The sequence below is a fragment of the Caulobacter sp. SLTY genome (assembly GCF_009905535.1).
In the GTDB taxonomy this organism is placed as follows: domain Bacteria; phylum Pseudomonadota; class Alphaproteobacteria; order Caulobacterales; family Caulobacteraceae; genus Caulobacter.
Genome location: NZ_JAAALA010000020.1, coordinates 1 through 24,722, shown reverse-complemented (window position 1 = coordinate 24,722; position 24,722 = coordinate 1). Strand labels below are relative to the sequence as shown.

Genomic DNA, 24,722 nt, shown 5'->3' with positions numbered 1-24,722 from the left:
CGCCGCATGTCGTCCGCCCGCCCGCTGGTCGCCGGAAACTGGAAGATGAATGGTCTGGCCGTGTCGCTCGACGAGGCGCGGGCCGTGGCGGCGGCGGTCGACGCCCATCCGCCGGCCTGCCGGGTGGCGCTCTGCCCGCCGAGCACGCTGGTTCACCGGATGGCGGAGGTCATCGGCGGGACCGGTGTCGAGGTCGGCGGCCAGGACTGCCGGGCGGAACAAAGCGGCGCCTTCACCGGCGATGTGTCGGCCGAGATGCTGGCCGAAGCAGGGGCTGAACTTGTCATCCTCGGCCACTCCGAGCGTCGGGCAGGCTATGGCGAGACCGACGCGCTGGTCGCGGCCAAGGCGGAAGCCGCCCTGCGCGCCGGGCTGGAGCCCATCATCTGCGTCGGTGAGACGCTGACACAGCGCGAGGCGGGCGAGACCCTGGCGGTGGTCACCGGGCAGGTGAAGGGTAGCCTGCCCAAAGCCCTGGCCGGCAAGGCCTTTGCGGTGGCCTATGAGCCCGTCTGGGCCATCGGCACCGGCCTGACCCCGACCCTGGAGCAGATCGAAGAGGTGCACGTGGCGATCCGCGCCACCTTGGTCGAGCTGTTCGGCGAGGCCGGCAAGGTTCCACCGATCCTCTATGGCGGCTCGGTGAAGCCCTCGAATGCCGGCGAAATCCTCAAGGCGCGGGAAGTTGGCGGCGCCCTGGTCGGTGGCGCCTCGCTGAAGGCGACGGACTTCCTGGGGATCGTCACGGCGGCCTGAGCCGCCGCCCCCTTAAGCCACCGCCCGGTGTTCGGCGACCAGCCGCCGCGCACGGATGAACATCTCGATCCGTGACGTGCCCAGCAAGCCGACGGCGAAGGCCAGGAAGATGTCGCTGACCAGCATGGGGTTGATGTGCCAGTCGGCGGCGTGGCCCTCGAAGAAGCCGCGCAGGAGAACCCGCACCGCCATCAGGCCGAGGATGAACACCAGGGCCGCCGCCGAGGTCTTGACCATCGGCTTGCCGGTCTCCGGATCAATGTGGATCGGCATCATCCGGCCGCGCTGCCAGCCGAGCGCCGACCCCGCCGCCAGCCCGACCACCACCCAAAGATACTCCAGCGGCTTGAGGTGCGACGCATAGGTCAGCACCGCCAGCATGGTCAGCAGCATCAACGGCACGATCCATAGGGTGATGAAGTTCATCGCCTTGGCCTTGCCGCTGCGCGCCCGCAGGGTCATGGCGATGACCGCGATGCCGATCCCGATGATGGGACCCCAGGTTTGACCGTCCTGAGGGGTCATGCCGCCTCCAACGCCTTGTCGATCGCCTTGCACAGCCGCTCGGTGACATCGGCTCCGGAAATGGCGATCTTCCCCCCGAAAATCGTGAAGGGCACACCGCTGACACCGGCCTGGTGGGCCTGGATGTGCTCGCGGGTGACCATGTCCTTGTCCGTGCCTTCGGCCAGGGCTTTGAGCACGAAATGCCGCTCCATGCCGATGTTCTCGGCGATGTCGGCCAGCACCACCGGATCGCCGATGTCGCGAAGCTCGACGAAATAGGCCTTCATGATCGCTTCCAGCGCCTGCTGCTGCAGGCCCACGGTCTGGGCCCAGCGGATCACCCGATGGGCGGCGTTGGTGTTCGGCGAGACTGGAATTTCGGACAGCTTCAGGCTCAGGCCGACGCTGGCCGCCTCACGGTCCAGCACCTCCAGCGCGGATGCCCGGCGCTCGGGGTCCGGGAATTTGGCGGCCATGTACTTGGCGCGGTCGACGCCCTCTTCGGGAATGGCAGGGTCCAGCTGGAACGGCCGCCACAGCACCTCGGTCGGCACGCCGGGCCGCTGGGCCAGGGCCTGCTTCAGCCGCTCCCAGCCGATGTAGCACCAGGGACAGACGACATCGGCGATGAAGTCGATCTTCAGGGCTTCGGGCTTCAAGGTGTCGGGCGTCGGCGCGGCGGTCATCCGGCTTCTCTCTGCAGGGCCCTGGCGGCGGCGCGTTCCAGGGCGGCGGCGGCGTTCTCGCCCCGGTCGATCTGGGCGACGCCGATGTCGAAATCGACTGTGAACGGCGTCTTGCCCTCGCCGGCCTCGAAGGCGGTGCAGGCGATCACCGCCGCGATTCGCTCGGCCGCCGACCGGGCGGCGCCCTGCGGCGTGCCAGGCAGCGCCAGGGCGAAGACCTCCGGCCCCAGGCGCGCGGCCGTGTCTTCGGCCCGCACCAGTCGCCCGACCATGCTGCCGATCTGCGGGATGGCGCGGTCCAGCCAACCGCCGACGCGCGCCGTCGATACACCGGGCCTCTCTGCAAGTCGCAGGACGCAGACACTCAAGGGCCGGTTCCGCGTCCGCGCCGCCGAGGTCAGCCGCACCAGGTGGGCGGCGAACAGGTCGCGGGTGAAGAGGCCGGTAGCCGCATCCATCAGGCCAGACGAGCGCGCCTTTTCCAGCGCCCGCCGAATGGCGCTCTGGCGACGATAGCTGCGGGCCAGTTCGATGACCCGCTTGGCCGTCTCGGTCTCCGGCGTCTCCGGCGAAGCGACATCGGAGACGCCCCGGTGGAAGGCCTCGGACGTGGTCACATAGCTGTCGGCCTGCAGATAGAGCAGGGCCGGGATGTGATAGAGCCGGGTGTTGCGCCGCATGCCCGCCGCGATCGACAGGGCCTCGGCCTGATTGTCGCCGGCCCACAACACGACCGAATCGAAGGCCCGCTCATGCAGGTAGTCGAAGGCGGTGAAGGCAGTGAAGGCGCCGACCACGTCCGCGCCGCTGCGGGACAGAGCGTTGCTCAGCGCCAGGAACTGCGGCGCCGGTTCCCCGACCGCCAGCACCCGATAGGGGCCGGGTGAGTTTTCCGGCAGGTCCAAGCGGCGGCCCTTGTCGGCGAAGGTCTCGAGGCGAAGCTCGAACTCCTCCTCGGCGATCGCCATCCGCACCAGCGATTCGAGGCGCAACACGGCCTGGGCCGGATGCAGTGGCGGGGCCAGGGTGAGGTCGAAGGCGAAGCTGTCCAGTTGCGGATCCGGATCGCCGATGGCGATCACCGGAAGCCGGCGCGGGGCGCAGGCCGCCTTGAGCCGTCGCGCCAGCGTCAGGGCGTCGGCCCCGCCGCTGGCAGTATCGACGATGGCCGCCTCGATCTGGAGGTCGCCCAGCGCCGCCAGGGCCGCATAGGGCCCACGCGCGGTGATGGTCCGCCACCCCAGCCGGTCCAGCCCCTCGGCCAACGGCCCGGCCAGCGCGTCGTCGCGCGCCACGATCAAGATCCGGGCCTGAACCGTCACTAGCCACCCATCAATGGACGCCGCCCCACGGGCATCCGGATTCGCGCACAATAGCAAAGGCGCGGCGGGGGGATAGCGCGACGTTTTGTATTGCGTCGGCGAACCGCGACCTTGGCTAGAGCAGCCTCCCCCAAAGCCGGACGTCCCGCCGTCCGCCTTCGCGGCCGACATGGCCCCGCATGTAGCCCTCTTCCTCGAACCCCAGCTTGGCCAGCAGCTTCTCGGACGCATCGTTGCCGACCTGGGTCCGCGCCCAAAGCCGCTCCATCCCCTGGCTGGCGGCGAAGGTCATCACCGCCTGCATGGCCTCATAGGCATAGCCCTGTCCCCAGCTGTCCTTGCCGAGAATGAAGCCCACCTCCGCCCGCTTGTGGCGCCAGTCGATGTCCGACAGGTCGCAGAGCCCCAGGAAGGTTCCGTCGCCGGTCAGCCGCATGGCCCAGTGGAAGGCCCGCTCGGCCGCCATGGCTTCCACCTGGCCGGCCAGCACCTCGTCGACCACATCCGGGTCCTCGATCTCGGCCACGTCCCAGTGGGCCATCACCTCGGGGTCGGCCATGATCGGGTGCACCAGCGGCCCGTCCTTTGGCGTCACGGGCGACAGGGTCAGGCGTTCGGTTTCCAGGATCACGGCGCGGTATGCTCGCTAGCTTGCAGGGGCGGCAGTCAGACCCCAGCTATGGCGTGGCCGTCGGCATGGTGCTAGAGGGGCCGCTTCATTTCGCGCCGGCCCATGCCGGCCCCGCCAGAGACCGCCTTTTCCGACCATGCAAGTCCTGACCATCGTCCTGCTCGTGATCAACATCCTGGTCGCCGCCCTGCTGACCGGGGCGGTGCTGCTCCAGAAGTCGGAGGGCGGCGCCCTCGGCATGGGCGGCGGGCCGTCGAACAGCTTCATGAGCGCGCGCGGCACCGGCGACCTTCTGACGCGGACGACCTGGATCCTGTTCGGCGTCTTCCTGGCCATCAGCATCACCCTGACCCTGCTGGCCGCGTCGCAGCGCGCCCCGACCCTGGGCGAGGGTCTCAAGATCGATCCCAACGCGGTGATCCAGCCCAAGGCCCCGGAAGCGCCGAAGTCCGGCCTGCCCGAAGGCATCACCCTGGCGCCGGGCACGGCCCCCGCGCCGGGCGGTTCGACCACCGATCTGCTGGCCCCCAGCGCGCCGGCCCCGGCTCAACCGACCCCGGAACAGAAATAGTCTCGTTCGCTAACAGCTTCCTCGGAACACTGGGGAGGCGTTAGGCCGAATCGTTCGCTATAACCGTCCTCCCATGGCCCGGTACATTTTCATCACCGGCGGCGTGGTCTCTTCCCTTGGAAAAGGTCTGGCGTCCGCCGCCCTCGGCGCGTTGCTTCAGGCGCGCGGCTACAAGGTCCGCCTGCGCAAGCTCGACCCGTATCTCAACGTCGATCCGGGGACGATGTCGCCCTATCAGCACGGCGAGGTCTTCGTGACCGATGACGGGGCCGAGACCGACCTCGATCTGGGCCACTACGAGCGGTTCACCGGGGTGAACGCCACTCGGGCGGACAACATCACCACCGGTCAGATCTACAAGACCATCATCGAGAAGGAGCGGCGAGGGGACTACCTCGGCGCCACCGTCCAGGTGATCCCGCACGTCACCAACGAGATCAAATCCTTCGTCCTCAGCCCCGCCGTCGACGAGAACGGCGATGAGGCCGACTTCGTGCTGGTCGAGATCGGCGGCACGGTGGGCGACATCGAGGGCCTGCCCTTCTTCGAGGCCATCCGCCAGCTGGGCCAGGAGCTGCCGCGCGGCGACAGCTGCTTCGTCCACCTCACCCTGCTGCCGTTCATCAAGACGGCCGGCGAGATGAAGACCAAGCCGACCCAGCACTCGGTCAAGGAATTGCGCTCCATCGGCATCCAGCCGGACATCCTGCTCTGCCGCTGCGAGCAGCCGATTCCGCCGGATGAGAAGCGCAAGATCGGCCTGTTCTGCAACGTGCGAACCAGCGCCGTGATCCAGGCCATGGACAGCGCCAGCATCTACGCCGTGCCGCTCGACTATCACGCCGAGGGACTGGACCAGGAAGTGCTGGACGTCTTCGGCATCAAGGATGCCCCGGCGCCGGACCTTTCCCGCTGGCAGGCGATCAACGACGTCACGCTCAACCCGGACGGTGAGGTCACCATCGCCGTGGTGGGCAAGTACACGGTGCTGAAGGACGCCTACAAATCCCTGATCGAGGCCCTGGCCCACGGCGGCGTCGCCAACCGGGTGAAGGTCAAGCTCGATTGGGTCGAGAGCGAGCAGTTCGAGAACGCCGATGGCGCGGCCGCCACCCGTCTGGAGGGCGTGCACGGCATCCTGGTGCCCGGCGGCTTCGGCGAGCGGGGGGCCGAGGGCAAGATCCTGGCCGCCGAGTTCGCTCGAACGCGCAACGTCCCCTATTTCGGCATCTGCTTCGGCATGCAGCTGGCGGTGATCGAGCACCTGCGCAACTGCGCCGGCATTGCCAATGCCTCTTCCACCGAATTCGGCCCCGCTGTCGAACCCGCCGTCGGCCTGATGACCGAATGGACGCAGGGCAACCAGCGGATCGAGCGGCGCGAGGGCGACAACCTGGGCGGCACCATGCGCCTGGGCGCCTTCGAGGCGATGCTGACCCCCGGTTCGAAGGTGTCGGAGATCTACGGCGCCACCGACATCAGCGAGCGCCACCGCCACCGCTACGAGGTCAACATCAACTACCGCGAGGCCTTCGAGAGCGCCGGGTTGAAGATGACCGGGGCCTCGCCCGACGGCATCCTCCCCGAGATCGTCGAGCGCGAGGACCATCCCTGGTTCATCGGCGTCCAGTTCCACCCGGAACTGAAGAGCCGACCCTTCGCCCCCCACCCCCTGTTCGCCAGCTTCATCGCCGCGGCCAAGACCCAGAGCCGGCTGGTGTAGGGAAGGGGGCATGAGGACCTGTGGCGACTGCACCCTCTGCTGCCAGGTCCTCGACATCCCCGAACTCGCCAAGCCCGCCGGCCGCCTGTGCGTCCACGCGAACGCAGGCTGCAGAATCTATCCGGATCGTCCGACGCCCTGCCGAACCTTCACCTGCGGCTGGCTCGCCACCCCGGCGCTGGGCGAAGCCTGGCGGCCGGACATCGCCGGCTTCTTGGTCCGCGACGAGCGGGACCAAGGCTATCTTTGCATCGACGTTGACCCCGCCCGTCCAGAGGCCTGGCGAGCGCAACCCTATCTGGCTCAGATCAAGGCCTGGTCACGGATGGTCCATGATCGGACCGGCTGTCTGCTGGTCTACACCGGCCGGGAGGTGACCGTCGTGTTTCCGGAGGCGGACATTGCGCTGGGGCCGGTTGGTCCCGATCCCAGGCTCATTATCGGATACCTGAAAGGCGCCGATGGTCGCCGTCCTTTCGTACGGCTGCTGGATGGCGACAGGATGATCCAGGAATGGCTTGGGCAGTCCGGCGATGCGAAGGTCGGGCGATGACCTCAATTCGCACCGAACGCCTGCTGCTGCGACCGGCGCGACCTGAGGACGCCGAGGCGATGTTCGAGGTTCTTTCCGATCCGGAGGCCATGCGGTTCTGGTCCACCCCGCCGCACGAATCAGTCGAGCGCACGCGGGCCTGGATCGACCGGATGATCGTCTCCCACGCGTGCGGCTGGCACGGCGACTTCCTCGTCGAACATGACGGTCTGGTCGTCGGCAACGCCGGCTTTTCCCGGGCGTCGGAGGTTGGCTTCATCATCCGTCGGGACTGTTGGGGCCAGGGGTTTGGTCGCGAGGCGGCCTCGGCGACCATCGCCTACGGCTTTGAAACCCTGGACCTTCCGGCTGTCACGGCCGATGTTGATCCCCGGAACCTCGCTTCCCTGGGATTGCTGGAAAGCCTGGGCTTCGCCCGGACAGGCTTCGCCGAACGCACCTTCAACGTGGGGGGGCAGTGGGTCGACAGCCTCTACCTGACTCTGGAGCGCCCGGACTTGCATCCTCCCGGCTGTTGAGGCATACACCCCCGCTCACGCGGCGGCCCCAACCGGCCGCCGTACCTGTTTCATGCTCAGCGAGCAGAGATTCTTCGATGGCCGTTCCTAAACGCAAAACCTCGCCGTCCCGGCGGAACATGCGCCGCTCGCATCACGCGCTGGGCGCAAACTCCTTCGTCGAGGACAAGGACACCGGCGAGATGCGCCGTCCGCACCACGTCGACCTGAAGACCGGGATGTACAACGGTCGTCAGATCATGACGCCGAAGGAAGACTAGTCTTTCACCTCGAATGAGGTCGCGACGCCGCCCGCGCACTGCGCAGGCGGCGTTTCGCGTTTCTACTGGCCGCGCCCGCGCGCCTGGATGCCGGCGCGCCGCGCCTCCACCGCCTCCGGCGTCACCTTGCGGTTATGCTTGCTCGACCGCTCGTGTTCGATCTCCATCGCCTTGCCGAAGCTCTTGCCGAAACCCTCGTCGATCAGGCCCTTGTAGAAGCTCAGCGTCTCCACCGGGATGGTCGCCATGTCCGCGGCCAGCTTCAGCGCCGTCGGCATCAGTTCGCCCGCCGGCACGACGCGGTTGACCAACCCCCAGTCGCAGGCCGTCTGTGCATCGAGGAAGTTCCCCGTCAGGCTCAGCTCCTTGGCCCGATAGATGCCGATCAGCCGCGACAGCTTCTGCGACAGGCCCCAGCCCGGCATGATCCCGACCCGCGCATGGGTGTCGGCGAACCGGGCGTTTTCCGAGGCGATCAGCACGTCGCAGGCTAGCGCGACCTCGAACCCGCCGGTGATCGCGACCCCGTTGATCGCCCCGATCACCGGCTTGCGGCACAGCTCGATCGCCTTGACTGGATTCTCCTGCGCCCCCTCGGCGTTGGCCGCCCCCATGGCCTTGGCGTCGGAGCCCAGCTCCTTGAGATCCAACCCGGCCGTGAACGCCCGCTCCCCAGCCCCGGTCAGCACCACCACGCTGACCTCGTCATCGGCGTCCAGCGCCGTCATGGCCTTGTAGAGCTCCGAGCGCAGCGCCTTCGACAGCGCATTCATCGCCTCGGGGCGGTTCAGGGTAACGACGGCAATGCCATGTTTCTTCTCGACCAGCAGCATGGGGTGTCTCCTTTGCCATGACCGAAGGCCACTGCTCGTAGGGGCAGTCAAGCGAACCTTGCCCCTGAAGGCCCTGGCGGCTAAGCACCCGCCACGCCGCGAAAGGGAGCCCCATGGCCGAAATCATCGACATCATTGCCCGCGAGATCCTCGACAGCCGGGGCAACCCGACGGTCGAAGTCGATGTGGTCCTGGAAGATGGCTCCTTCGGCCGCGCCGCGGTGCCGTCGGGCGCCTCCACCGGCGCCCATGAGGCGGTCGAGCTGCGAGACGGGGACAAGAGCCGCTACCTCGGCAAGGGCGTCGAGAAGGCGGTCGAGGCGGTCAACGGCGAGATCTTCGACGCGCTGTCGGGCCAGGAAGCCGGCGACCAGCGCCGTATCGACAATCTGCTGATCGGCCTCGACGGCACGCCCAACAAGGCCCGCCTGGGCGCCAACGCCATCCTCGGCGTCTCCCTGGCGACGGCGAAGGCGGCGGCGATCAGCGCCGACCTGCCGCTTTACAAATACGTCGGCGGCGTCTCGGCCCGTGTCCTGCCCGTGCCGATGATGAATATCATCAACGGCGGCGCCCACGCCGACAATCCGATCGACATTCAGGAATTCATGATCCTGCCGACCGGCGCGACCAGCTTCCGCGAAGGCCTGCGCATGGGCGCCGAGATCTTCCACGGCCTGAAGAAGGCCCTGAAAGACGCCGGCCACAACACCAACGTCGGCGACGAGGGCGGCTTCGCCCCCAACCTGGCCACCGCCGAAGAGGCCCTGGCCTTCATCATGAAGGCGGCCGAGGGCGCTGGCTACAAGGCGGGCGACGACTTCCTGCTCGGCCTCGATGTGGCATCCACCGAGTTCTTCAAGAACGGCAAGTACGAGCTGGAAGGGGAGGGCAGGTCCTTCGACCCGGCCGGCATGGTCGGCTACCTCGAGGGTCTGGTCTCCAAGTTCCCCATCGCCAGCATCGAGGACGGCTGCGCCGAGGATGACTTCGAGGGCTGGAAGCTGCTGACCGACGCCCTCGGCAAGAAGGTGCAGCTGGTCGGCGACGACCTGTTCGTCACCAACCCCGCCCGGCTCTCGGTCGGCATCGAACAGGGCCTGGCCAACTCCATCCTGGTCAAGGTCAACCAGATCGGCACCCTGTCGGAGACCCTCGACGCCGTCGATATGGCCCACCGCGCCGGCTACACCGCCGTGATGAGCCACCGCTCGGGCGAGACCGAGGACAGCACCATCGCCGACCTGGCCGTCGCCACCAACTGCGGTCAGATCAAGACCGGCTCCCTGGCCCGCTCCGACCGCACGGCCAAGTACAACCAGCTGCTCCGCATCGAAGAACAGCTCGACGACCAGGCCATCTACCTCGGCCGCGCGGCGATCAAGCAGCGCTGACTGTGGTGGGGACCGGATCGCCGCAAAGCGGCGTTCCTGTCCCCGGTCAGCGCCGGCCTCAAACCCGCCGCGCTCCGACCGCGAGACAACCGGCTGGACCGAGCCCGGCATTGGCCACCTGCGCTGACCGGGGACAGGAACAGCGCTGCGCGTTGATCCGGTCCCCTAACCCGCCCAGCGCTCCACTCGCGCTTCCAGCACAGGCAACGGTAGCGAACCGGGCGACAGCAGCATGTCGTGGAAAGCGCGCTGGTCGTACCGGGCGCCCATCGCCGCCTTGGCCTGCGCTCGCAACTCCAGAATCTTGATCATTCCCACCTTGTAGGATGTCGCCTGCCCCGGGCTGACGAAATATCGGCGGATCTCCGAGCGGATCTTGCCGACCGGTTGCGGTGAGTTGGAACTGTAGAACTCGAACGCCTGCGCCTCGCTCCAGCCCTTGGCGTGGATGCCGGTGTCGACCACCAGCCGGATCGCCCGCCAGATTTCCCGGCCCAGCCGCCCGAAGTCGCTGTACGGGTCGGTATAGAAACCCATCTCCTTGGCCAGCTGCTCGACGTACAGCCCCCAGCCTTCGATGTAGGCGCCGTACTTGTATTGGGTCCGGAAGGCCGGCAGACCGGTCAGTTCCTGGGCGATCGAGATCTGCATGTGATGCCCGGGCCAGCCCTCGTGGTAGCTGGTCCCCTCGATCTCATAGATCGGCGTCGCCCGCGTGTCGGCCAGGTGGACGTAGTAGACACCGGGCCGCGCCCCATCGAGCGAGCCGGTATTGTAGTGGGCCGCGCCGCCCGGCTCCTCGCGGTACAGCTCGACCCGCTTCACCACCAGCGGCGACTTCGGCAGCCGCCCGAACTGCTCCGGCACGCGGGCCCGCATCGCCGCCAGGAAGTCCTCGCATTTCTTCAGGTAGATCGCCCGCCCGGCATCGTCGTTCGGCACGTAGAACCGATCGTCGGTGCGCATGAAGACGAACATCTCCTCCAGCGTCCCGGCGAACCCGATCTCGGCCTTCAGCGCCTCCATCTCCACCCGGATCCGCTTCACCTCGGCCAAGCCCAGGGCGTGGATCTCCTCGGCGGTCATGCTGGTGGTGGTCTGGTCGCGCAGCATCGCCTCGTAATAGGCCTTGCCGTCCGGCAGCGACCCGGCCCCCTGCGGCTCGGGCGAGGCGTTTGCACGGTCATCCGCCAGCCAGGCGGCCAGGCGGTCGTAGGCCGGCTTCATGCCGGTGCGCATCGCCTCGGCCACGGCCGCTGTCAGCCTCGCCTCAGTCGCCGCGTCGATCTTTCCGGCCGTGCGCAGCGCCGCCGCCTTGGCCTTGGCGTCGACCAGCAGGGCGCTGTCGGGACCCTCGCCGAACGGGGCGCCGGCGGTGATCTTGCGCACCTCTTCCAGCGACTGCTCATAGGCGAAGCGCGGCATCCGGATGCCCTTGCCCGCCGCCCGCTTGGCCTGCGCCAGCAGCACCTCCAGGGTCGGCCCGATGGCCTTCACCCGCGCCACATAGGCCTCCATGTCGGCCGGCGTATCCACCCGGTGGGCGTTGATCAGAAAGCCGGGCAAGCCCGCGTGCGGTCCGCTGCGTACGAAGATGTAGTCATGGTCGCGCCAGCGGTAGGCGTCTTCGGCCCGCTCCAGTTCCAGCGCCCAGATGTCGAACGAGGTGCGCGCGTCGACGCCCAGCTTGGCCGGATCGAACCGCCGCTTCATCTCCGCCACGCTGGCCCTGCGCCAGGCCAGCCGCTTCTCTGCCGCGGCATCGCTGCGGTCGCTGAGCCTGTCGTACTGGGTCTTGCGACCCAGCCGGGTCAGCCACTCCGGGCTCATCGCCAGCTCTTCCTCGAACGCCTTGTCGAGGAATACGGTAAGTTCCCGGTCGAGGTCCGACGTCGCCGCGAAGGCCGGCGCGGTGAGGGCCACGGCGGTGGTCCCAAGGGCGAAGGCGCGTCGCGAAAGCCGCATCGGAGAATCCTTAGAAGCCGAGCTCTCGCAAGGCTAAGCCAATCAGACACCGGCCGACAGCCCGGCTGACGCCCCGGAAAAGCCCAGCCTGGTGTCTAATCCTACCGGCAGCCGGACGAATCCGGCCAGGATACCCCGATGCGCCGAGCCCTTGTCCTTCCCCTCGTCCTCGCCGCCGGCGCCGTCCTGCTCCAGGGCTGCCTGGCCGCCTCCATCGCCGGGGATGTCGCCGAAGGCACGGTGAAGGCGACCGGCGCCGTGGTCAGCGCCGTCATTCCGGGTGAGAGCAAGAAGCAGCGCCTCGAACGTCTCGACCGCGAGGACAAGGCGCGCAAGAAGGCCGAACGCAAGGCCGAGAAGGAACGCCGCAAGCGGGAACGCGAGCGGGACTGACCGGGCCGCCCCTATAGGCTCTGACCGATCGACCAACTGTGACCGTAGGGGTCTTTCAGCTGGCCATACCGATCACCCCAGAACTGGTCTTCCAGCGGCATGGTCACGGTTGCGCCCGCCGCCACGGCCCGGTCCCACCAGGCCCTGGCGTCATCCACCTGCAGGTGCAGGGTTACGCGGCCGGGCGGCGGGGCGCCGCCGGAAAAGTCGTCGGACAGCATGATCAGGGCGCCGTTGATGACCAGCTGACTGTGGAGGATCAGCCCGCTGTCGCCGTTGGTATTGCGAAAGCGCTCGGTCGCCCCGAACGCCTCTTCATAGAACGCTACGGCCTCCTTGCCGCCTGTCACGGTCAGATAAGGATAAACCCCATTCGGGGTCTCAGGCGGCTGGCTGAAGGCGGTCATCTGATGCTCCTGTCGTGATCATTCGGCGCCGTACAGGCTGATCAGATCGCCTCACGCAGCATGGTCAGTGCCATCGCCACGGCAGCCAGCTGGATGTCGATTCGCTCCGGCCCGTCGAACCGCTCGACCGCGTGGCGAATGCCCTTGTTCGACCTGGCCGTGGCGAAGTGCACCGTGCCGACCGGTTTCATCGGCGTACCGCCGCCCGGACCCGCTACGCCGGTGATCGCAACCGAGATATGGGCGCTGGAATTTTCCAGCGCGCCTTCGGCCATCATTCGGGCCACCGGCTCGGACACCGCGCCATGGTCGGCCAGCAGGTCGCCCGGGACGCCCAGCATCTCCGACTTGGCGCGGTTGGAGTAGGTGACGAACCCGCGCTCCAGCACGTCCGAAGCGCCCGGAATCACGCCTAATGCCCCGGCGACCAGTCCGGCCGTGCAGCTTTCGGCGGTGACGATCCGTAAAGACCGGTCGCGGCATTCCTCCAGCAACAGGCGGGCGAGGGTCTGAATCTCGAGCGGGAACATGGGTTGGGCCTCTGGTCAAATCGCCGCGACAGCCCAACATCGCCGCGCTGGCCGTTCAAGCCGATTCGGAAATGACATGACCGCAGCCGACGCCGTACCGCTTCCCGCCGAAACCGGCGACCCGACCGCGAACGAGCGGATTCCGTGGATCTACGTCCTGGCGGTGTTCTGCGGCGCGGCCATGGTGTTCATGGTCCAGCCGATGGTGGCCAAGCTGGTCCTGCCTCAACTCGGCGGCTCGCCCCAGGTGTGGAACACCTCCATGGCCTTCTTCCAGGGGGCCTTGCTGGTCGGCTACGGCTACGCCCACTTCCTGCAGAAGATTCCCCGCGCCCGCACCCAGATCCTCATCCACCTGGGGGTGATGGCCGTGGCCGCCCTGGCCCTGCCGCTGCGGATCACGCCGATTTTCGGCGACCCCGGCGCCACCCCTCCGGCCCTCTGGCTGCTCGGCGTGTTGGCCGTTTCCATCGGCGCGCCCTTCGCCGCCCTGTCGGCCACCGCCCCGCTGGTCCAGGCCTGGCACGCCAAGGTCCACGGCCGACACGGCGGACCCGAGCCCTGGGCTCTCTATGCCGCGAGCAATCTCGGCAGCCTGCTGGCCTTGCTGGCCTACCCCGCGATCTTCGAGCCCGGCCTGTTACTGCACGACCAGCGCTGGGGCTGGAGCGGTCTCTACGTCGCTTTCGTCGGCCTGATGGTGGTGCTGGCCATCAACATCCGCAAACACGACACCGCCCCAATCGAGGCGCCGAGCGATGACAGACCGGAGGCCGCGCTGGTCAGCTGGCGCCAGCGACTGATCTGGATCGCCCTGGCCGCCCTTCCGTCCAGCCTGATGCTGGGCGTCACCGCCCACCTGACCACCGACGTGGCCAGCGCCCCCTTCCTGTGGGTGCTGCCGCTGTCGCTCTACCTGCTGACCTTCATAATCGCCTTCCAAAGCCGACCTCTGATCCCGCCCCAGACGGCGTTGGTGATCATGTCGACGGTGCTGATCGTCACCGTGGCCACCATGCCCTTCGGCTCGCCCAACGTGCTGGTCACTCTGGCCATCCACCTCGGCGCCTTCTTCTTCTGCGCCCTGGTCTGCCACCAGGCGCTTGTGGCAAGGCGCCCCGATCCCTCGCGCCTTACGGATTTCTACCTTTGCATGTCGATCGGCGGCGTGGTCGGCGGGGCGTTCAACGCCTTCGTGGCGCCGGTGATTTTCGAGACCGTCGCCGAGTACATCATCGTGCTCTGTTTGATCGCGCTGGTGCGGCCGTGGGGCTCGCCGATGCCAAAGCTGCGCGACCTGCTGGTGCTGATGGTGGCCGTCGTCGGGTTCGTCCTCGCGCTCCATTCCGTCACCGGCGACCTCTGGGCTGCCTTGGATAAGAACCGCTTCTCTGCCTTGCAGGCGATGGGGGTTGTCGGCGGGTTGGGCCTGTTCATTGTCGGCGTCGTGGCGGCAATCGCCTTCGCCCGGCGCCGCGCGACCGAGCCGCCCCGCCGGATGGAATGGGTGGGGCTGGCCGTGGCCGCAGTCGTCTGGGTGCTGGCTCTCGCGGCCACCATAATGCCCGGCCTTCGCCTGCTGGACGGTATCGCGCTTATCGATCTCATCCTGGCGTTGGTTCTGGTCAGCGCCCTGGCCCTCGGTGCGGTCATCGTCCTGTTCCGGGCGCGGCCGGACCTGGCTGTCCAGCCGAACGGCTTCGAATGGACCGTCTTCGCCCTCGCCTTGATCGGCTTCGATCTGGCGGTCCTGACCCTCTGCGGCCAGTTTGGAACTGCCCTGATCGAGCCCGTGGATATCGTCCGGATCATGGGCGCGACCGGGGTGCTGCTGATCGCGGTGGCCGCGGTGACCCTGCGCGACCGGGCCATCCCGTTTTTCATCTGCATCTGCCTGCTGGCCTATGCGGCCGACACGGTCGACCAGGACACCAAATACTACGAGAGCCGCCGCAGCTTCTTCGGCGTCGTGCACCTCTCCAATCCGGAAGTCGCCAACTTCGGCAAGACGGGTAAGGAGCTCGGCCAGGCGGGCAACGTCCGTGTGTTCTCGCACGGCACCACCTTGCACGGCGCCCAATCTCTGGATCCCATGTATGAGTGCCGCCCGCTGACCTACTACGCGCCGGACACTGCCATCGGCCAGGTCTTCCGCACCGTCCAGTCGGCGAAGCCGGGCATCACTATCGGGGCTGTGGGCCTGGGCACGGGCGCGGTCGCCGCCTACGTCCGCCCCACCGACAGGATGACCTTCTTCGAGATCGATCCGCAGGTGGTGGCTGTCTCGAGCAACCCCCAGATTTTCAGCTACACCAGCCGCTGCGCGAAAGGGCCGATCAACTACGTGGTCGGGGACGCTCGCCTCACCCTGGAAAAGGAGCCGGCGGAAAAGTTCGACATCCTGCTGATTGACGCCTTCTCTTCAGACGCCATCCCGGCGCACCTGCTCACCGTCGAGGCGCTCAAGGGCTATCTGGCGCGGGTGAAGCCGGACGGCATCGTCATTCTCCACCTGTCCAACCGTCACCTTGAACTGATCTTCCCGGCCGCCTCGGTGGTCAAGGCTGCCGGCGGCTACGCCATGTTCCAGGGCTACCAGGCCAGCGACGACGGCCCCAGCTACTGGGAGTCGTCAGAGGACGTGATGATCGTCGCCCGCAACCGCGCCGCCCTGGCGCCCTACCAGGCCAACACCGCCTGGCTGCCGGCTCCCCCGGCCAAGGTCCGGCCCTGGACCGACGATTACACCAACCTGATCGGCGCCATGCTTGCCAGCGTCCGCTTCGGCGACAATCCGGGCCGTCGCTGGGCCTGGCAGACCGAGGCCGAAGTCATGCGGGCGTCTCCAACAAAGCCACCGCCTGCGCCGCCAGCCCCTCCTGCCGGCCGGTGAAGCCCATCCCCTCGGTCGTGGTCGCCTTGACGCTGACCCGATCGAGCGGGAGGTCCAGGATTTCCGCCAGCCGCTGACGCATGGCCTCCCGGTGCGGCTTGATCTTCGGCCGCTCGCAGATGAGCGTCACGTCGACGTTCGAGATCCGGCCGCCGCGCGCGGTGACCATCTGCGCCGCATGCCGCAGGAACAGATCGGAAGCGGCCCCCTTCCACTGCGGATCGGTCGGCGGGAAGTGGTCGCCGATGTCGCCTTCGCCCAAAGCTCCCAGGATGGCGTCGGTCAGGGCATGCAGCCCAGCATCGGCATCCGAATGCCCGATCAGCGTCTGGTCATGATCGATCCGCACGCCGCACAGCCACACCGCCTCTCCGGGTCCCCAGCGGTGGGCGTCGAAGCCCTGTCCGATCCGCGTAATCATCGCCCCACCGGCCAGCCGCTCGGCCATCTCGAAATCCTCCGGAAAGGTCAGTTTCATCAGCCGGGGATCGCCGGGCGTGAGCGCGATCCGTCCCCCGTCCGCCTCGACCACCGCCGCATCGTCGGTCGGCTCGCCAGGCCCGGCCCAGTTCGCATAGGCCGTCCGCAGCCGCCCCAGCCGCGCCGCCTGCGGCGTCTGCGCCCGCCACAGCCCATCGCGGGGCACTGTCTCGGTCCGCCCGTCCGCCATCCTTCGCAGGGTGTCGGCCACCGCCAGGGCGGGGAGGGCGGCGTCGGCCGTCTGCAGCGCCGCCAGCAGGTCGTCGACATGGTTCGCGGTGACCAAGGGCCGAGCGGCGTCGTGCACGAGCACCGGCGTTTCGTCGGCGACCTCTATCGCCGCTAGTCCGGACTGCACCGACTGCGCCCGCGTCGCGCCGCCCCGCGCCAGGCGCCATCCATCGAGCCCCGACAGGGCGGCCCGTGCTGGCGCCTCGCCCTCGGCTGATACGACCACCACCAGGGGGTTGGCGCCGGCATCCACCAACCGCTCCGCCGACCAGCGCAACACCGGCTTGCCGGCCAGTGTCCGCCACTGCTTGGCGGGACCGGACCCGGCCCGGCTGCCTGTTCCGGCGGCGACAATAATGGCGGCGAAAGTCATGGCCGTGTCTTAGAGCGGCGGAGGCGTCAGGGGAAACAGGGTTTTGCCCCTTGCTTGGGTTGGGGAAAGCGTCGCACGAGAGCGCCCTTTACGGCGCCGCAGCATTGTGCCTAAAAAGGTAGCGATGGGGTTGAACAAGAAATGAGCAATCAGCTCACAGTCGGGGATAAGGTGGTGAAGAGCCGGGTTTGGTTGGCGCCGATGACCGGCGTCTCCGACCTGCCGTTCCGCCGCGCCGCCGCCGCTCAGGGCGCGGCCTATGTCGCCACCGAGATGGTCGCCTGCGCCGAGCTTGCGCGGGGCCGGCCCGACGTCGTGCGTCGCGCGGCGGTGGGCGAAGGCCTCCCACTGATGGTGGTCCAGCTGGTTGGGCGTGACCCCGCGATGATCGCCGCCGGGGCCCGGATGGCCGCCGCCGCCGGGGCCGAGATCATCGACCTCAACTTCGGCTGCCCGGCCAAGGAGGTCACCGGCGTCCAGTCCGGCTCGGCCCTGATGCGCGACCTGGACCTGGCCGAAAGTCTGGTCGCCGCCGCCGTCGAAGCTGTGGAGCTGCCGGTCACCGTCAAGATGCGCCTCGGCTGGGACGACGCCAGCCGCAACGCCCCCGAATTCGCCGCCCGCGCCCAGGCGGTCGGCGCCCGCGCGGTCACCGTTCACGGCCGCACCCGCTGCCAGTTCTACAAGGGTGAGGCCGACTGGTCGGCGGTCGCCGCCGTGAAAGCCGAGGTCTCGATCCCGGTCATCGTCAACGGCGACATCGTCGACCTGGCGACCGCCCGCCAGGCGCTTGAGGCCAGCGGCGCTGACGGCGTGATGATCGGCCGCGGCGCCTACGGCCGCCCCTGGATCGCCCGCCAGATCGATGCGGGCCTGGCCGGCATCGACCTGCCCGAGCCCGACCTCGACCAGCGCCTGGCCATCGCCCTGGCCCATTTCCGCGACGCCCTGGCCTTCTACGGCGAGCGGATTGGGCTGAAGATGTTCCGCAAGCACCTGGCGTCCTACATCGAGGCCGCGCCGCTGCCGCAAACCGCCGAGGAGCGGCGCGCCGCCCGCGCCGCCCTCTGCCGCCTGGAAACCCCGGCCGAGGTCGAGTCGGCCCTGACCCAGCTTTGGACCCAGCCCGAGCGGAGGCTGGCCGCGTGACCGTTCCCGTCAAACCCCGCCCCAATGCCCGGGCAGTCGAGGTCCTCCAGGCCGCCGCCTTCGAGCTCAGCCCCGATCCCGCCCTGGTCATCGATGCCGGCGGCGCGCTTGGCGCGGTCAACGAAGCCGCCGAAGCCCTGTTCGGCCAGGGTCTCGCCCTCCTGGCCCGTGGCCACGTCCGCGCCGTCCTGCCCGAGGACTCTCCGTTGGTTCGCCTGCTCGACCGCGCCCTTTCCGAAGGCGCGCGGGTCCGCGAGCACGGGGTCCAGATCGGCCTGTTCGGCCAACCACCCTTCCTGGCCGACGGCGCAGCCACCCCGCTGGGCGACGGCTCGGTCCTGCTGACCCTGCACCTGCGCGGCGGCTCGATGAGCTTCGAGCGGGCCGCCGATCCCTCCGGCCTGCGCTCGGTGGTGGGCCTGGGCCAGATGCTGGCCCATGAGATCAAGAACCCACTCGCCGGCATCCGCGGCGCCGCCCAACTGCTGAAGACCGGCGCGGCCGCCGAAGACGCGCCGCTGGCCCAGCTGATCGTCGATGAGACCGAACGCATTCGCCGCCTGGTTGACCGCATGGAGGCCTTCAGTGACACCGCCCTGCCGCAGCGCACGGCCGTCAATATCCACGAGGTCCTCGACCGGGTCCGCGCGCTGGCCGCCAATGGCGTCGCCGACGGCCTGACCCTCAGGGAGTCCTACGATCCCTCCCTGCCGCCGGTCAGCGGCGACGAGGACCACCTGATCCAGATCTTCCTCAACCTGGTGAAGAACGCCGCCGAAGCCGCCCACGGCCGCCGCGATGGCCGGGGTGAGCTGCTGATTTCCACGGCCTGGCGCCCCGGCGTGAAGGTGCGCGGGGCCGATGGCCGCATCCAGAAGGCCGCCCCCATCGAGGTGCGCGTGCAGGACAACGGCCAGGGTATCCCGGACACCATCCGCGACCACCTGTTCCAGCCCTTCATCACTTCAAAGGCCAACGGCGCGGGCCTCGGCCTGCCGCTCGTCGCCAAGCTGGTCTCCGCCCATGGCGGGCTGATCGATTTCGAGTCGGAACCGGGCCGCACCGTGTTCCGCGTCCTGTTGCCCGTCGCGTCGGAGACCCAATGAATCCCGCCAACAAGAAGATCCTGATCGCGGACGATGACAGCTCTGTCCGCCTGGTGCTCAGCCAGGCCTTTACCCGCTTGGGTTATCAGGTGCGGGCCACCGGCAATGTCACCACCCTGATGAAATGGGTCGCGGACGGGGAGGGGGATCTGGTGGTCACCGACGTGGTGATGCCGGACGAGAATATCTTCAACGTCCTGCCGCAGATCCGGAAGGACCGACCCAAGCTGCCGGTCATCGTGATGAGCGCGCAGAACACCCTGCTGACCGCCGTCAACGCCAGCGAGGGCGGCGCCTTCGAATACGTTTCCAAGCCCTTCGACCTCGATGAGGTCACCGCCGCCGCCCGCCGCGCCCTGTCGCGCCCGGCCGACAGCGAAGCCAGCAAGGCCCAGGCGCGGGCCATGAAGGACGAGCGTCTGCCGCTGATCGGCCGCTCGGCCCCGATGCAGGACGTCTACCGCACTATCGCCCGCCTGGTCGGCGCCGACCTGACGGTGTTGATCACCGGCGAGAGCGGCTCGGGCAAGGAGCTGGTCGCCCGCGCCCTGCACGACCTCGGCCGCCGGCGGGACGGCAAGTTCGTGGTCATCAACCTGGCCGCCGTGCCCCGCGAGCGGGTCGAGACAGAGCTGTTCGGGCGGGGCGACGGGGACCTGGGCAAGCTGGTCGAGGCCGACGGTGGCACCCTGTTCCTCGACGAGATCGGCGACATGCCGCTCGACGCCCAGAGCCGTCTGCTGCGAGTCATCGACGGCGCGGAACCGGCGCTGAACCCCAAGACAAACCGCCGGCCGAACGTCCGCCTGATCGCCGCCACCAACCGCGACCTGCGCGGCCTGATCCGCCAGGGGCTGTTCCGGGAGGACCTGTTCTTCCGCCTCAATGTCGCGCCGCTGCGCCTGCCGCCCCTGCGTGACCGCACCGAGGACATTCCGGACCTGGCCCGCAGCTTCCTGCTGCGCGCCGCCCGCGAAGGCCTGCCGTCCAAGACCATCGACCAGTCGGCCCTCGAACGGCTGAAGACCCACGCCTGGCCCGGCAACGTCCGCGAGCTGGAGAACCTGATCCGCCGCATCTGCGCCCTCTACGCCGAGGAGCTGATCACCGCCCGCATCGTCGAGCGCGAGCTGCAGGAACAGGTCCCGGTCGCCGTCGGCGAGGATGGCCCGGTCACCCTCTCCACCCTGATCGAACGCCACCTGGCCAGCCACTTCGCCGACCAGCCTGACGGCGTTCCGCCCCCCGGTCTCTACGACCGCATTCTGGAAGAGGTCGAACGCCCGCTGATCCGCCTGACCCTGGCGGCGACCCGTGGCAACCAGGTGCGGGCGGCGGACATCCTCGGCCTCAATCGCAATACGTTGCGGAAGAAGATCGTGGATCTGGGTGTCGAACTAAGCCGCGGCAAGCGCTGACCCCCTTTTGAGGTATCTGTGGCTGACGTAATCCGGCCACATCGGTGTTGAATTTTGATCACATATCGCCCTAGTCTGTGGCCATGAGTGAAGGCGTTCTGGTCGAAACGGGGGGAGGGGGGCGAGCGGCCTGGCGCCGCCTGCTGGCCTCGCCTTACCTGCTCGGCGGCCTGTTCGCGCTGGCCACGGCCCTCACCGCGCTCAGCGCCTTCCTGGCCAGCGCCCCGCCGCAGGGCGAGCTGATCGGCCCGGCCAGCCGGGTTGTGCTGGCGGTTCTCGGCGTCAACCTGATCCTGATCCTCGCCATCGCGGTGCTCATCGGCCGCCGGGTGGCCAAGGTGATCGACACCCGCTCAGGCGACGCGGCCGCAAAGCTGCACCGCCGCTTCCTGCTGCTGTTCGCCCTGGCCGCCGTCGCGCCGGCGCTGGTGGTAGCCCTGTTCTCCGGCGCCCTGGTCACCCAAGGGGTGGAGACCTGGTTCTCCAAGCGGGTGCAGACGGTGGTCGAGAAGTCGGCTGACGTCGCGCGGGCCTACGTCCGCGAGCAGAGCGCCAGCATCCAGACGGACATGGGTCTGATGGCCACCGACCTGAACCAGGTCGCCGGCTCGATCCGCACCCAGCCGATCGCCTTTGCCCACTACATGGCCACCCAGGCCGCCGACCGCCGCTTCCCCGCCGCCTATATCGTCGATCGCGATGGCCGCATCCTGGCCCGCGCCGAGAGCGACGACCCGCCGCCCTTCCTCGCCCCGCCGGCCTCCAGCTACGGGATCGCCGAGGAGGAGATCGCGCTGCGGCCGTTCGAGTCGGACGACCTGTTCCGCGCCCTCTACCGCCTGAAGGGCTTCGAGGAGGAGGCCTACCTCTACGTGGTCCGTCCGGTCGACCGTGGCATCCTCTCCCACCTGCGGGAGACCGAGGCCTCGCTCGTCGAGTATCGCGACGCGGCCCAGCGGCGCGGTATGGTCCAGGCGGCCTTCGCCCTGAGCTTCCTGGAGACGGCCTTGCTGGTGCTGATCGCCGCCATCTGGCTGGCGATCACCGTGGCGAACTCCATTGCCGGGCCGATCGGGCGGGTCGTCCAAGCCGCCGGTCAGGTGGCGAGCGGCCGGCTGGACGCGCGGGTCCAGATTGGCAAAGAGCCTGAAGACATTGCCGTGTTGTCCAAGGCATTCAACAGCATGGCGGACGATCTGCAGGGGCAGCAGTCGGCCCTGACGGCGGCCAGCCTCGACGCTGAATCCCGAAGGATGTTCATCGAGACCGTGCTGCTGGGCGTCAGCGCCGGCGTCCTCGGCGTCGACCGTGACGGAACCATCTCGGCCATCAACCGGCAGGCCGCACGCCTTCTCGACCTCGACGCCGACGCGGTGCGGGGCGGCAAGCTGAGCGCCGCCGCGCCGGAGCTGGCCGAGGTCTGGGCCGGGGCGTTGGAGACCCGCGTGGAGGCCGAGACCGAGGTCGACGTTGTGCGCCACGGCGAGACCCTGCGCCTACGGGTCCGGGCTGGCGTGGCCGGGGACGAGGGCGTGGTGCTCACCTTCGACGACATCACCCGACTGATCACCGCCCAGCGCAACGCCGCCTGGCGCGACGTCGCCCGCCGCATCGCCCACGAGATCAAGAACCCGCTCACCCCCATCCAGTTGTCGGCCGAGCGTCTGCGCCGCAAGTACCGGCACGAGATCACCGGCGACCTGGAAACCTTCGATCGCTGCACCGACACCATCATTCGCCAGGTCGGCGACATCGGCCGGATGGTCGACGAGTTCAGCGCCTTCGCCCGCATGCCGACCCCGAAATTCGGTGCCCACGACCCCGCGGAGATGCTGCGCGCCGCCGTCTTCGCCCTGCGGGTGGCCAGCCCCGACATCGAAGTCGAAATGGCTGAACCGCCGACTGGCCTGACCTTCACCTGCGACGACCGCATGGTCGGTCAGGCGCTGACCAACGTGCTGAAGAACGCCGCCGAGGCGATCCACGGCCGGGGCGAAGGCGAGAAGGGCCGCATTCTGGCCACCCTGCACGCCGACGAAACGGCCCTCTGCTTCATCATCGAGGACAACGGAATTGGCCTGCCGACCCGCGACCGCGACCGGCTGATCGAACCCTACGTGACGACCCGCGAGAAGGGCACGGGCCTCGGCCTGGCCATCGTCAAGCGGATTGCCGAGGAGCACGGCGGTGAACTGCTCCTCAACGACGCCCAGACCCTGACCGGGGCCAGGGTCGTCCTGAAATTCCCGCCGGTGGCCCAGGTCCAACCTGAGCCTAAGGCAAAGAAGAGTCGAAAGGTGACCCATGGCGTCTGACATTCTGGTGGTCGACGACGAGGCCGACATCCGCGAACTGGTGGCCGGGATCCTCACGGACGAGGGACACGGCGTGCGCACGGCCGCCGACTCCGAACAGGCGCTGGCCGCCATCCGCGCCCGCAAACCGGCGCTGTTGGTGCTGGACATCTGGATGCAGGGTGGCGGCATGGACGGGCTTGAGCTGCTCGACATGGTCAAGTCGCTCGACCCCGACCTGCCGGTGGTGATGATCAGCGGCCACGGCAACATCGAGACCGCGGTCAGCGCCATCAAACGCGGCGCCTATGAGTTCCTCGAGAAGCCGTTCAAGTCCGACCGGCTGCTGATGGTCGTCGAACGCGCCCTGGAATCGGCCAACCTGAAGCGCGAGAACCGCCGGCTGCGCGCCCAGAGCCTGACCCCCGATGGCCTGATCGGTCGGTCCAGCGCCGCCCAGGCCCTGCGCCAGATGGTGGCCAAGGTCGCCCCGGCCAACAGCCGGGTGCTGATCGCCGGCCCGCCGGGCAGCGGCAAGGAGCTGGTCGCCCGCTTGATCCACGGCGCCAGCCCGCGCGGCAAGGGCGAGTTCGTTGCGATCAGCGCCGCCGGCATGGCGCCGGAGCGCATGGACCTGGAACTGTTCGGCGAGGAAGGGGAGGGCGGTCGCCCGCGTAAGATCGGCGTGTTCGAACACGCCCACGGCGGCACCCTCTACCTCGACGAGGTGGCCGAGATGCCGCGCGAGACCCAGAGCCGCATCCTGCGGGTGCTGGTCGAACAGCGGTTCCGCCGGGTCGGTGGGGCGCAGGACGTCCAGGTGGACGTGCGGGTCATCTCCTCCTCCAGCCGCGACCTGCGCGACGAGATCTCCGCGGGCCGGTTCCGCGAGGACCTGTTCCACCGCCTTAACGTCGTGCCCATCCGGGTCCCCGGGCTGGCAGAGCGCCGTGACGATGTGCCGGAGCTGATCGAGTACTTCATTGATCGCATCGCCGAGACCACCGGACTGCCGCGCCGCCGGCTGGCCGCCGACGCCCTGGCCACCCTCCAGGTCCATGACTGGCCCGGCAACGTGCGCCAGCTTCGCAACAACGTCGAACGCATGCTGATCCTGGCCAGCGGCGACCCGGCCGACGAGATCACCGCCGAGATGCTGCCCAGCGAGGTTTCCTCGACCGCCCAGGCCGGCGCCATCGGTCCCGAACGGATCATCGCCCTGCCGCTGCGCGAGGCCCGCGAGCTGTTCGAGCGGGAGTATCTCAACGCCCAGATCCTGCGGTTCGGCGGCAACATCAGCCGCACCGCCGCTTTCATCGGCATGGAACGCTCGGCCCTGCACCGGAAACTCAAGTCCCTCGGCTTGACCAGCGCCCGCGCCGTCGAGGAAGAAGACGCCTGATGTCCAGGCAGGCCTATGTGAACGGGCGGTTCGCACCGCATGGCGAGGCCGCGGTCCATATCGAGGACCGCGGTTACCAGCTGGCCGACGGCGTCTACGAGGTCTGGGCCGTGATGAACGGCAAGCTCAGCGACGCCGACGGCCACTTCGCCCGGCTGTGGCGCAGCCTAGACGAATTGCGCATCCCCCATCCGATGAGCCGCGCGGCCCTCGAGGTGGTGCTCAAGGAAACCCTGCGGCGCAACCGCGTCCGTGAAGGCCTGCTCTACCTCCAGGTCACCCGCGGCGTCGCCAGGCGCGATCACGCCTTCCCCACCACCCCCGTTG

The 24,722-nt window shown here is 68.5% G+C and carries 24 protein-coding genes; 15 read left to right on the top strand and 9 right to left on the bottom strand.

From position 1 onward, the window contains the following. The first annotated feature begins 6 nt into the window (after window positions 1–6). Window positions 7–756 (top strand): triose-phosphate isomerase, encoded by a 750-nt coding sequence (tpiA, locus tag GVN21_RS12685; protein WP_166575122.1) that lies wholly within the window; start codon window positions 7–9, stop codon window positions 754–756. Between the two features lie 12 nt (window positions 757–768). Here tpiA and GVN21_RS12680 read toward each other — a convergent pair whose 3' ends face one another. The 4 genes from GVN21_RS12680 to GVN21_RS12665 form a co-directional block, all read right to left on the bottom strand. Then, window positions 769–1,281, bottom strand: coding sequence for a CcdC protein domain-containing protein (locus GVN21_RS12680; protein ID WP_166575121.1), 513 nt, complete (start codon window positions 1,279–1,281; stop codon window positions 769–771). Continuing rightward, entirely contained in the window at window positions 1,278–1,949 is a 672-nt protein-coding gene (locus tag GVN21_RS12675) for a DsbA family oxidoreductase (RefSeq protein ID WP_166575120.1), read from the bottom strand. The genes GVN21_RS12680 and GVN21_RS12675 overlap by 4 nt, the downstream gene beginning before the upstream one ends. Beyond that, window positions 1,946–3,271 (bottom strand): diguanylate cyclase, encoded by a 1,326-nt coding sequence (locus GVN21_RS12670; RefSeq protein ID WP_166575119.1) that lies wholly within the window; start codon window positions 3,269–3,271, stop codon window positions 1,946–1,948. The genes GVN21_RS12675 and GVN21_RS12670 overlap by 4 nt, the downstream gene beginning before the upstream one ends. Before the next feature lie 115 nt (window positions 3,272–3,386). Further along, window positions 3,387–3,902 carry a GNAT family N-acetyltransferase gene (locus GVN21_RS12665; protein WP_166575118.1) on the bottom strand — a complete coding sequence of 172 codons (516 nt, stop codon included), beginning with the start codon at window positions 3,900–3,902 and terminating at the stop codon, window positions 3,387–3,389. 136 nt (window positions 3,903–4,038) lie between these two features. Between GVN21_RS12665 and secG the strand changes: the two genes are divergently transcribed. The 5 genes from secG to rpmF all read left to right on the top strand — a co-directional run bounded on the left by secG (window position 4,039) and on the right by rpmF (window position 7,527). Next, window positions 4,039–4,473 (top strand): preprotein translocase subunit SecG, encoded by a 435-nt coding sequence (gene secG, locus GVN21_RS12660; RefSeq protein ID WP_166575117.1) that lies wholly within the window; start codon window positions 4,039–4,041, stop codon window positions 4,471–4,473. A 73-nt stretch (window positions 4,474–4,546) separates the two neighbouring features. Next, window positions 4,547–6,196 carry a CTP synthase gene (locus tag GVN21_RS12655; protein ID WP_166575116.1) on the top strand — a complete coding sequence of 550 codons (1,650 nt, stop codon included), beginning with the start codon at window positions 4,547–4,549 and terminating at the stop codon, window positions 6,194–6,196. 10 nt (window positions 6,197–6,206) lie between these two features. After that, window positions 6,207–6,749, top strand: a complete 543-nt coding sequence (locus tag GVN21_RS12650; RefSeq protein ID WP_166575115.1) for a YkgJ family cysteine cluster protein — start codon at window positions 6,207–6,209, stop codon at window positions 6,747–6,749. After that, a complete protein-coding gene (locus GVN21_RS12645) occupies window positions 6,746–7,267 on the top strand; it encodes a GNAT family N-acetyltransferase (RefSeq protein WP_166575114.1) in 522 nt (173 codons plus the stop codon). The genes GVN21_RS12650 and GVN21_RS12645 overlap by 4 nt, the downstream gene beginning before the upstream one ends. 77 nt (window positions 7,268–7,344) lie before the next feature. Next, window positions 7,345–7,527 (top strand): 50S ribosomal protein L32, encoded by a 183-nt coding sequence (gene rpmF / locus GVN21_RS12640; RefSeq protein WP_166575113.1) that lies wholly within the window; start codon window positions 7,345–7,347, stop codon window positions 7,525–7,527. Between the two features lie 62 nt (window positions 7,528–7,589). Here rpmF and GVN21_RS12635 read toward each other — a convergent pair whose 3' ends face one another. Continuing rightward, a complete protein-coding gene (locus GVN21_RS12635) occupies window positions 7,590–8,360 on the bottom strand; it encodes an enoyl-CoA hydratase (RefSeq protein ID WP_166575112.1) in 771 nt (256 codons plus the stop codon). Window positions 8,361–8,473: 113 nt separating this feature from the next. On the opposite strand from GVN21_RS12635, the gene eno reads away from it, so the two are divergent. Then, window positions 8,474–9,754 carry a phosphopyruvate hydratase gene (gene eno / locus GVN21_RS12630; RefSeq protein ID WP_166575111.1) on the top strand — a complete coding sequence of 427 codons (1,281 nt, stop codon included), beginning with the start codon at window positions 8,474–8,476 and terminating at the stop codon, window positions 9,752–9,754. 165 nt (window positions 9,755–9,919) lie between these two features. Here eno and GVN21_RS12625 read toward each other — a convergent pair whose 3' ends face one another. Further along, window positions 9,920–11,719: a DUF885 domain-containing protein gene (locus GVN21_RS12625; protein WP_166575110.1), complete on the bottom strand. Its 1,800-nt coding sequence runs from the start codon at window positions 11,717–11,719 to the stop codon at window positions 9,920–9,922. A 138-nt stretch (window positions 11,720–11,857) separates the two neighbouring features. On the opposite strand from GVN21_RS12625, the gene GVN21_RS12620 reads away from it, so the two are divergent. After that, window positions 11,858–12,112: a hypothetical protein gene (locus GVN21_RS12620; RefSeq protein WP_166575109.1), complete on the top strand. Its 255-nt coding sequence runs from the start codon at window positions 11,858–11,860 to the stop codon at window positions 12,110–12,112. An 11-nt stretch (window positions 12,113–12,123) separates the two neighbouring features. Here GVN21_RS12620 and GVN21_RS12615 read toward each other — a convergent pair whose 3' ends face one another. Both GVN21_RS12615 and GVN21_RS12610 read right to left on the bottom strand, forming a co-directional pair. Next, window positions 12,124–12,519, bottom strand: coding sequence for a glyoxalase/bleomycin resistance/extradiol dioxygenase family protein (locus GVN21_RS12615; protein WP_166575108.1), 396 nt, complete (start codon window positions 12,517–12,519; stop codon window positions 12,124–12,126). A gap of 41 nt (window positions 12,520–12,560) precedes the next feature. Then, window positions 12,561–13,049, bottom strand: a complete 489-nt coding sequence (locus tag GVN21_RS12610; protein ID WP_166575107.1) for a CinA family protein — start codon at window positions 13,047–13,049, stop codon at window positions 12,561–12,563. Between the two features lie 76 nt (window positions 13,050–13,125). On the opposite strand from GVN21_RS12610, the gene GVN21_RS12605 reads away from it, so the two are divergent. Next, window positions 13,126–15,942 carry a fused MFS/spermidine synthase gene (locus GVN21_RS12605; RefSeq protein WP_166575106.1) on the top strand — a complete coding sequence of 939 codons (2,817 nt, stop codon included), beginning with the start codon at window positions 13,126–13,128 and terminating at the stop codon, window positions 15,940–15,942. On the opposite strand, the gene GVN21_RS12600 is transcribed toward GVN21_RS12605, so the two are convergent. Beyond that, window positions 15,881–17,026, bottom strand: coding sequence for a bifunctional 2-C-methyl-D-erythritol 4-phosphate cytidylyltransferase/2-C-methyl-D-erythritol 2,4-cyclodiphosphate synthase (locus GVN21_RS12600; RefSeq protein ID WP_166575105.1), 1,146 nt, complete (start codon window positions 17,024–17,026; stop codon window positions 15,881–15,883). The genes GVN21_RS12605 and GVN21_RS12600 overlap by 62 nt on opposite strands. A gap of 141 nt (window positions 17,027–17,167) precedes the next feature. Between GVN21_RS12600 and dusB the strand changes: the two genes are divergently transcribed. The 6 genes from dusB to GVN21_RS12570 form a co-directional block, all read left to right on the top strand. Beyond that, window positions 17,168–18,175 carry a tRNA dihydrouridine synthase DusB gene (gene dusB, locus GVN21_RS12595; protein WP_166575104.1) on the top strand — a complete coding sequence of 336 codons (1,008 nt, stop codon included), beginning with the start codon at window positions 17,168–17,170 and terminating at the stop codon, window positions 18,173–18,175. Beyond that, the gene (locus GVN21_RS12590) at window positions 18,172–19,281 is read left to right on the top strand and encodes an ATP-binding protein (RefSeq protein WP_166575103.1); all 1,110 of its coding nucleotides are present in this window, start codon (window positions 18,172–18,174) and stop codon (window positions 19,279–19,281) included. The genes dusB and GVN21_RS12590 overlap by 4 nt, the downstream gene beginning before the upstream one ends. Next, window positions 19,278–20,699, top strand: coding sequence for a sigma 54-interacting transcriptional regulator (locus GVN21_RS12585; RefSeq protein WP_166575102.1), 1,422 nt, complete (start codon window positions 19,278–19,280; stop codon window positions 20,697–20,699). Before GVN21_RS12590 ends, GVN21_RS12585 begins: the two co-directional genes overlap by 4 nt. 83 nt (window positions 20,700–20,782) lie before the next feature. Further along, the gene (locus tag GVN21_RS12580; RefSeq protein WP_166575101.1) at window positions 20,783–23,014 is read left to right on the top strand and encodes a PAS domain-containing sensor histidine kinase; all 2,232 of its coding nucleotides are present in this window, start codon (window positions 20,783–20,785) and stop codon (window positions 23,012–23,014) included. Beyond that, window positions 23,004–24,395 carry a sigma-54 dependent transcriptional regulator gene (locus tag GVN21_RS12575; RefSeq protein WP_166575100.1) on the top strand — a complete coding sequence of 464 codons (1,392 nt, stop codon included), beginning with the start codon at window positions 23,004–23,006 and terminating at the stop codon, window positions 24,393–24,395. Before GVN21_RS12580 ends, GVN21_RS12575 begins: the two co-directional genes overlap by 11 nt. Further along, window positions 24,395–24,722, top strand: a 328-nt coding sequence (locus GVN21_RS12570; RefSeq protein ID WP_205690065.1) for an aminotransferase class IV, incomplete at its 3' end; no start/stop codon positions are given. The genes GVN21_RS12575 and GVN21_RS12570, both read left to right, overlap by 1 nt.

What these genes read in the sequence shown, in the direction of transcription:
- GVN21_RS12610 (WP_166575107.1), bottom strand. Translation starts at nt 13,049, where the DNA reads ATGTTCCCGCTCGAGATTCAGACCCTCGCCCGCCTGTTGCTGGAGGAA.
- GVN21_RS12615 (WP_166575108.1), bottom strand. Translation starts at nt 12,519, where the DNA reads ATGACCGCCTTCAGCCAGCCGCCTGAGACCCCGAATGGGGTTTATCCT.
- GVN21_RS12585 (WP_166575102.1), top strand. Translation starts at nt 19,278, where the DNA reads ATGAATCCCGCCAACAAGAAGATCCTGATCGCGGACGATGACAGCTCT.
- rpmF (WP_166575113.1), top strand. Translation starts at nt 7,345, where the DNA reads ATGGCCGTTCCTAAACGCAAAACCTCGCCGTCCCGGCGGAACATGCGC.
- GVN21_RS12600 (WP_166575105.1), bottom strand. Translation starts at nt 17,026, where the DNA reads ATGACTTTCGCCGCCATTATTGTCGCCGCCGGAACAGGCAGCCGGGCC.
- GVN21_RS12650 (WP_166575115.1), top strand. Translation starts at nt 6,207, where the DNA reads ATGAGGACCTGTGGCGACTGCACCCTCTGCTGCCAGGTCCTCGACATC.
- GVN21_RS12655 (WP_166575116.1), top strand. Translation starts at nt 4,547, where the DNA reads ATGGCCCGGTACATTTTCATCACCGGCGGCGTGGTCTCTTCCCTTGGA.
- GVN21_RS12680 (WP_166575121.1), bottom strand. Translation starts at nt 1,281, where the DNA reads ATGACCCCTCAGGACGGTCAAACCTGGGGTCCCATCATCGGGATCGGC.
- eno (WP_166575111.1), top strand. Translation starts at nt 8,474, where the DNA reads ATGGCCGAAATCATCGACATCATTGCCCGCGAGATCCTCGACAGCCGG.
- GVN21_RS12620 (WP_166575109.1), top strand. Translation starts at nt 11,858, where the DNA reads ATGCGCCGAGCCCTTGTCCTTCCCCTCGTCCTCGCCGCCGGCGCCGTC.
- GVN21_RS12635 (WP_166575112.1), bottom strand. Translation starts at nt 8,360, where the DNA reads ATGCTGCTGGTCGAGAAGAAACATGGCATTGCCGTCGTTACCCTGAAC.
- GVN21_RS12645 (WP_166575114.1), top strand. Translation starts at nt 6,746, where the DNA reads ATGACCTCAATTCGCACCGAACGCCTGCTGCTGCGACCGGCGCGACCT.
- GVN21_RS12605 (WP_166575106.1), top strand. Translation starts at nt 13,126, where the DNA reads ATGACCGCAGCCGACGCCGTACCGCTTCCCGCCGAAACCGGCGACCCG.
- GVN21_RS12580 (WP_166575101.1), top strand. Translation starts at nt 20,783, where the DNA reads ATGAGTGAAGGCGTTCTGGTCGAAACGGGGGGAGGGGGGCGAGCGGCC.
- tpiA (WP_166575122.1), top strand. Translation starts at nt 7, where the DNA reads ATGTCGTCCGCCCGCCCGCTGGTCGCCGGAAACTGGAAGATGAATGGT.
- GVN21_RS12575 (WP_166575100.1), top strand. Translation starts at nt 23,004, where the DNA reads ATGGCGTCTGACATTCTGGTGGTCGACGACGAGGCCGACATCCGCGAA.
- dusB (WP_166575104.1), top strand. Translation starts at nt 17,168, where the DNA reads ATGAGCAATCAGCTCACAGTCGGGGATAAGGTGGTGAAGAGCCGGGTT.
- GVN21_RS12675 (WP_166575120.1), bottom strand. Translation starts at nt 1,949, where the DNA reads ATGACCGCCGCGCCGACGCCCGACACCTTGAAGCCCGAAGCCCTGAAG.
- secG (WP_166575117.1), top strand. Translation starts at nt 4,039, where the DNA reads ATGCAAGTCCTGACCATCGTCCTGCTCGTGATCAACATCCTGGTCGCC.
- GVN21_RS12625 (WP_166575110.1), bottom strand. Translation starts at nt 11,719, where the DNA reads ATGCGGCTTTCGCGACGCGCCTTCGCCCTTGGGACCACCGCCGTGGCC.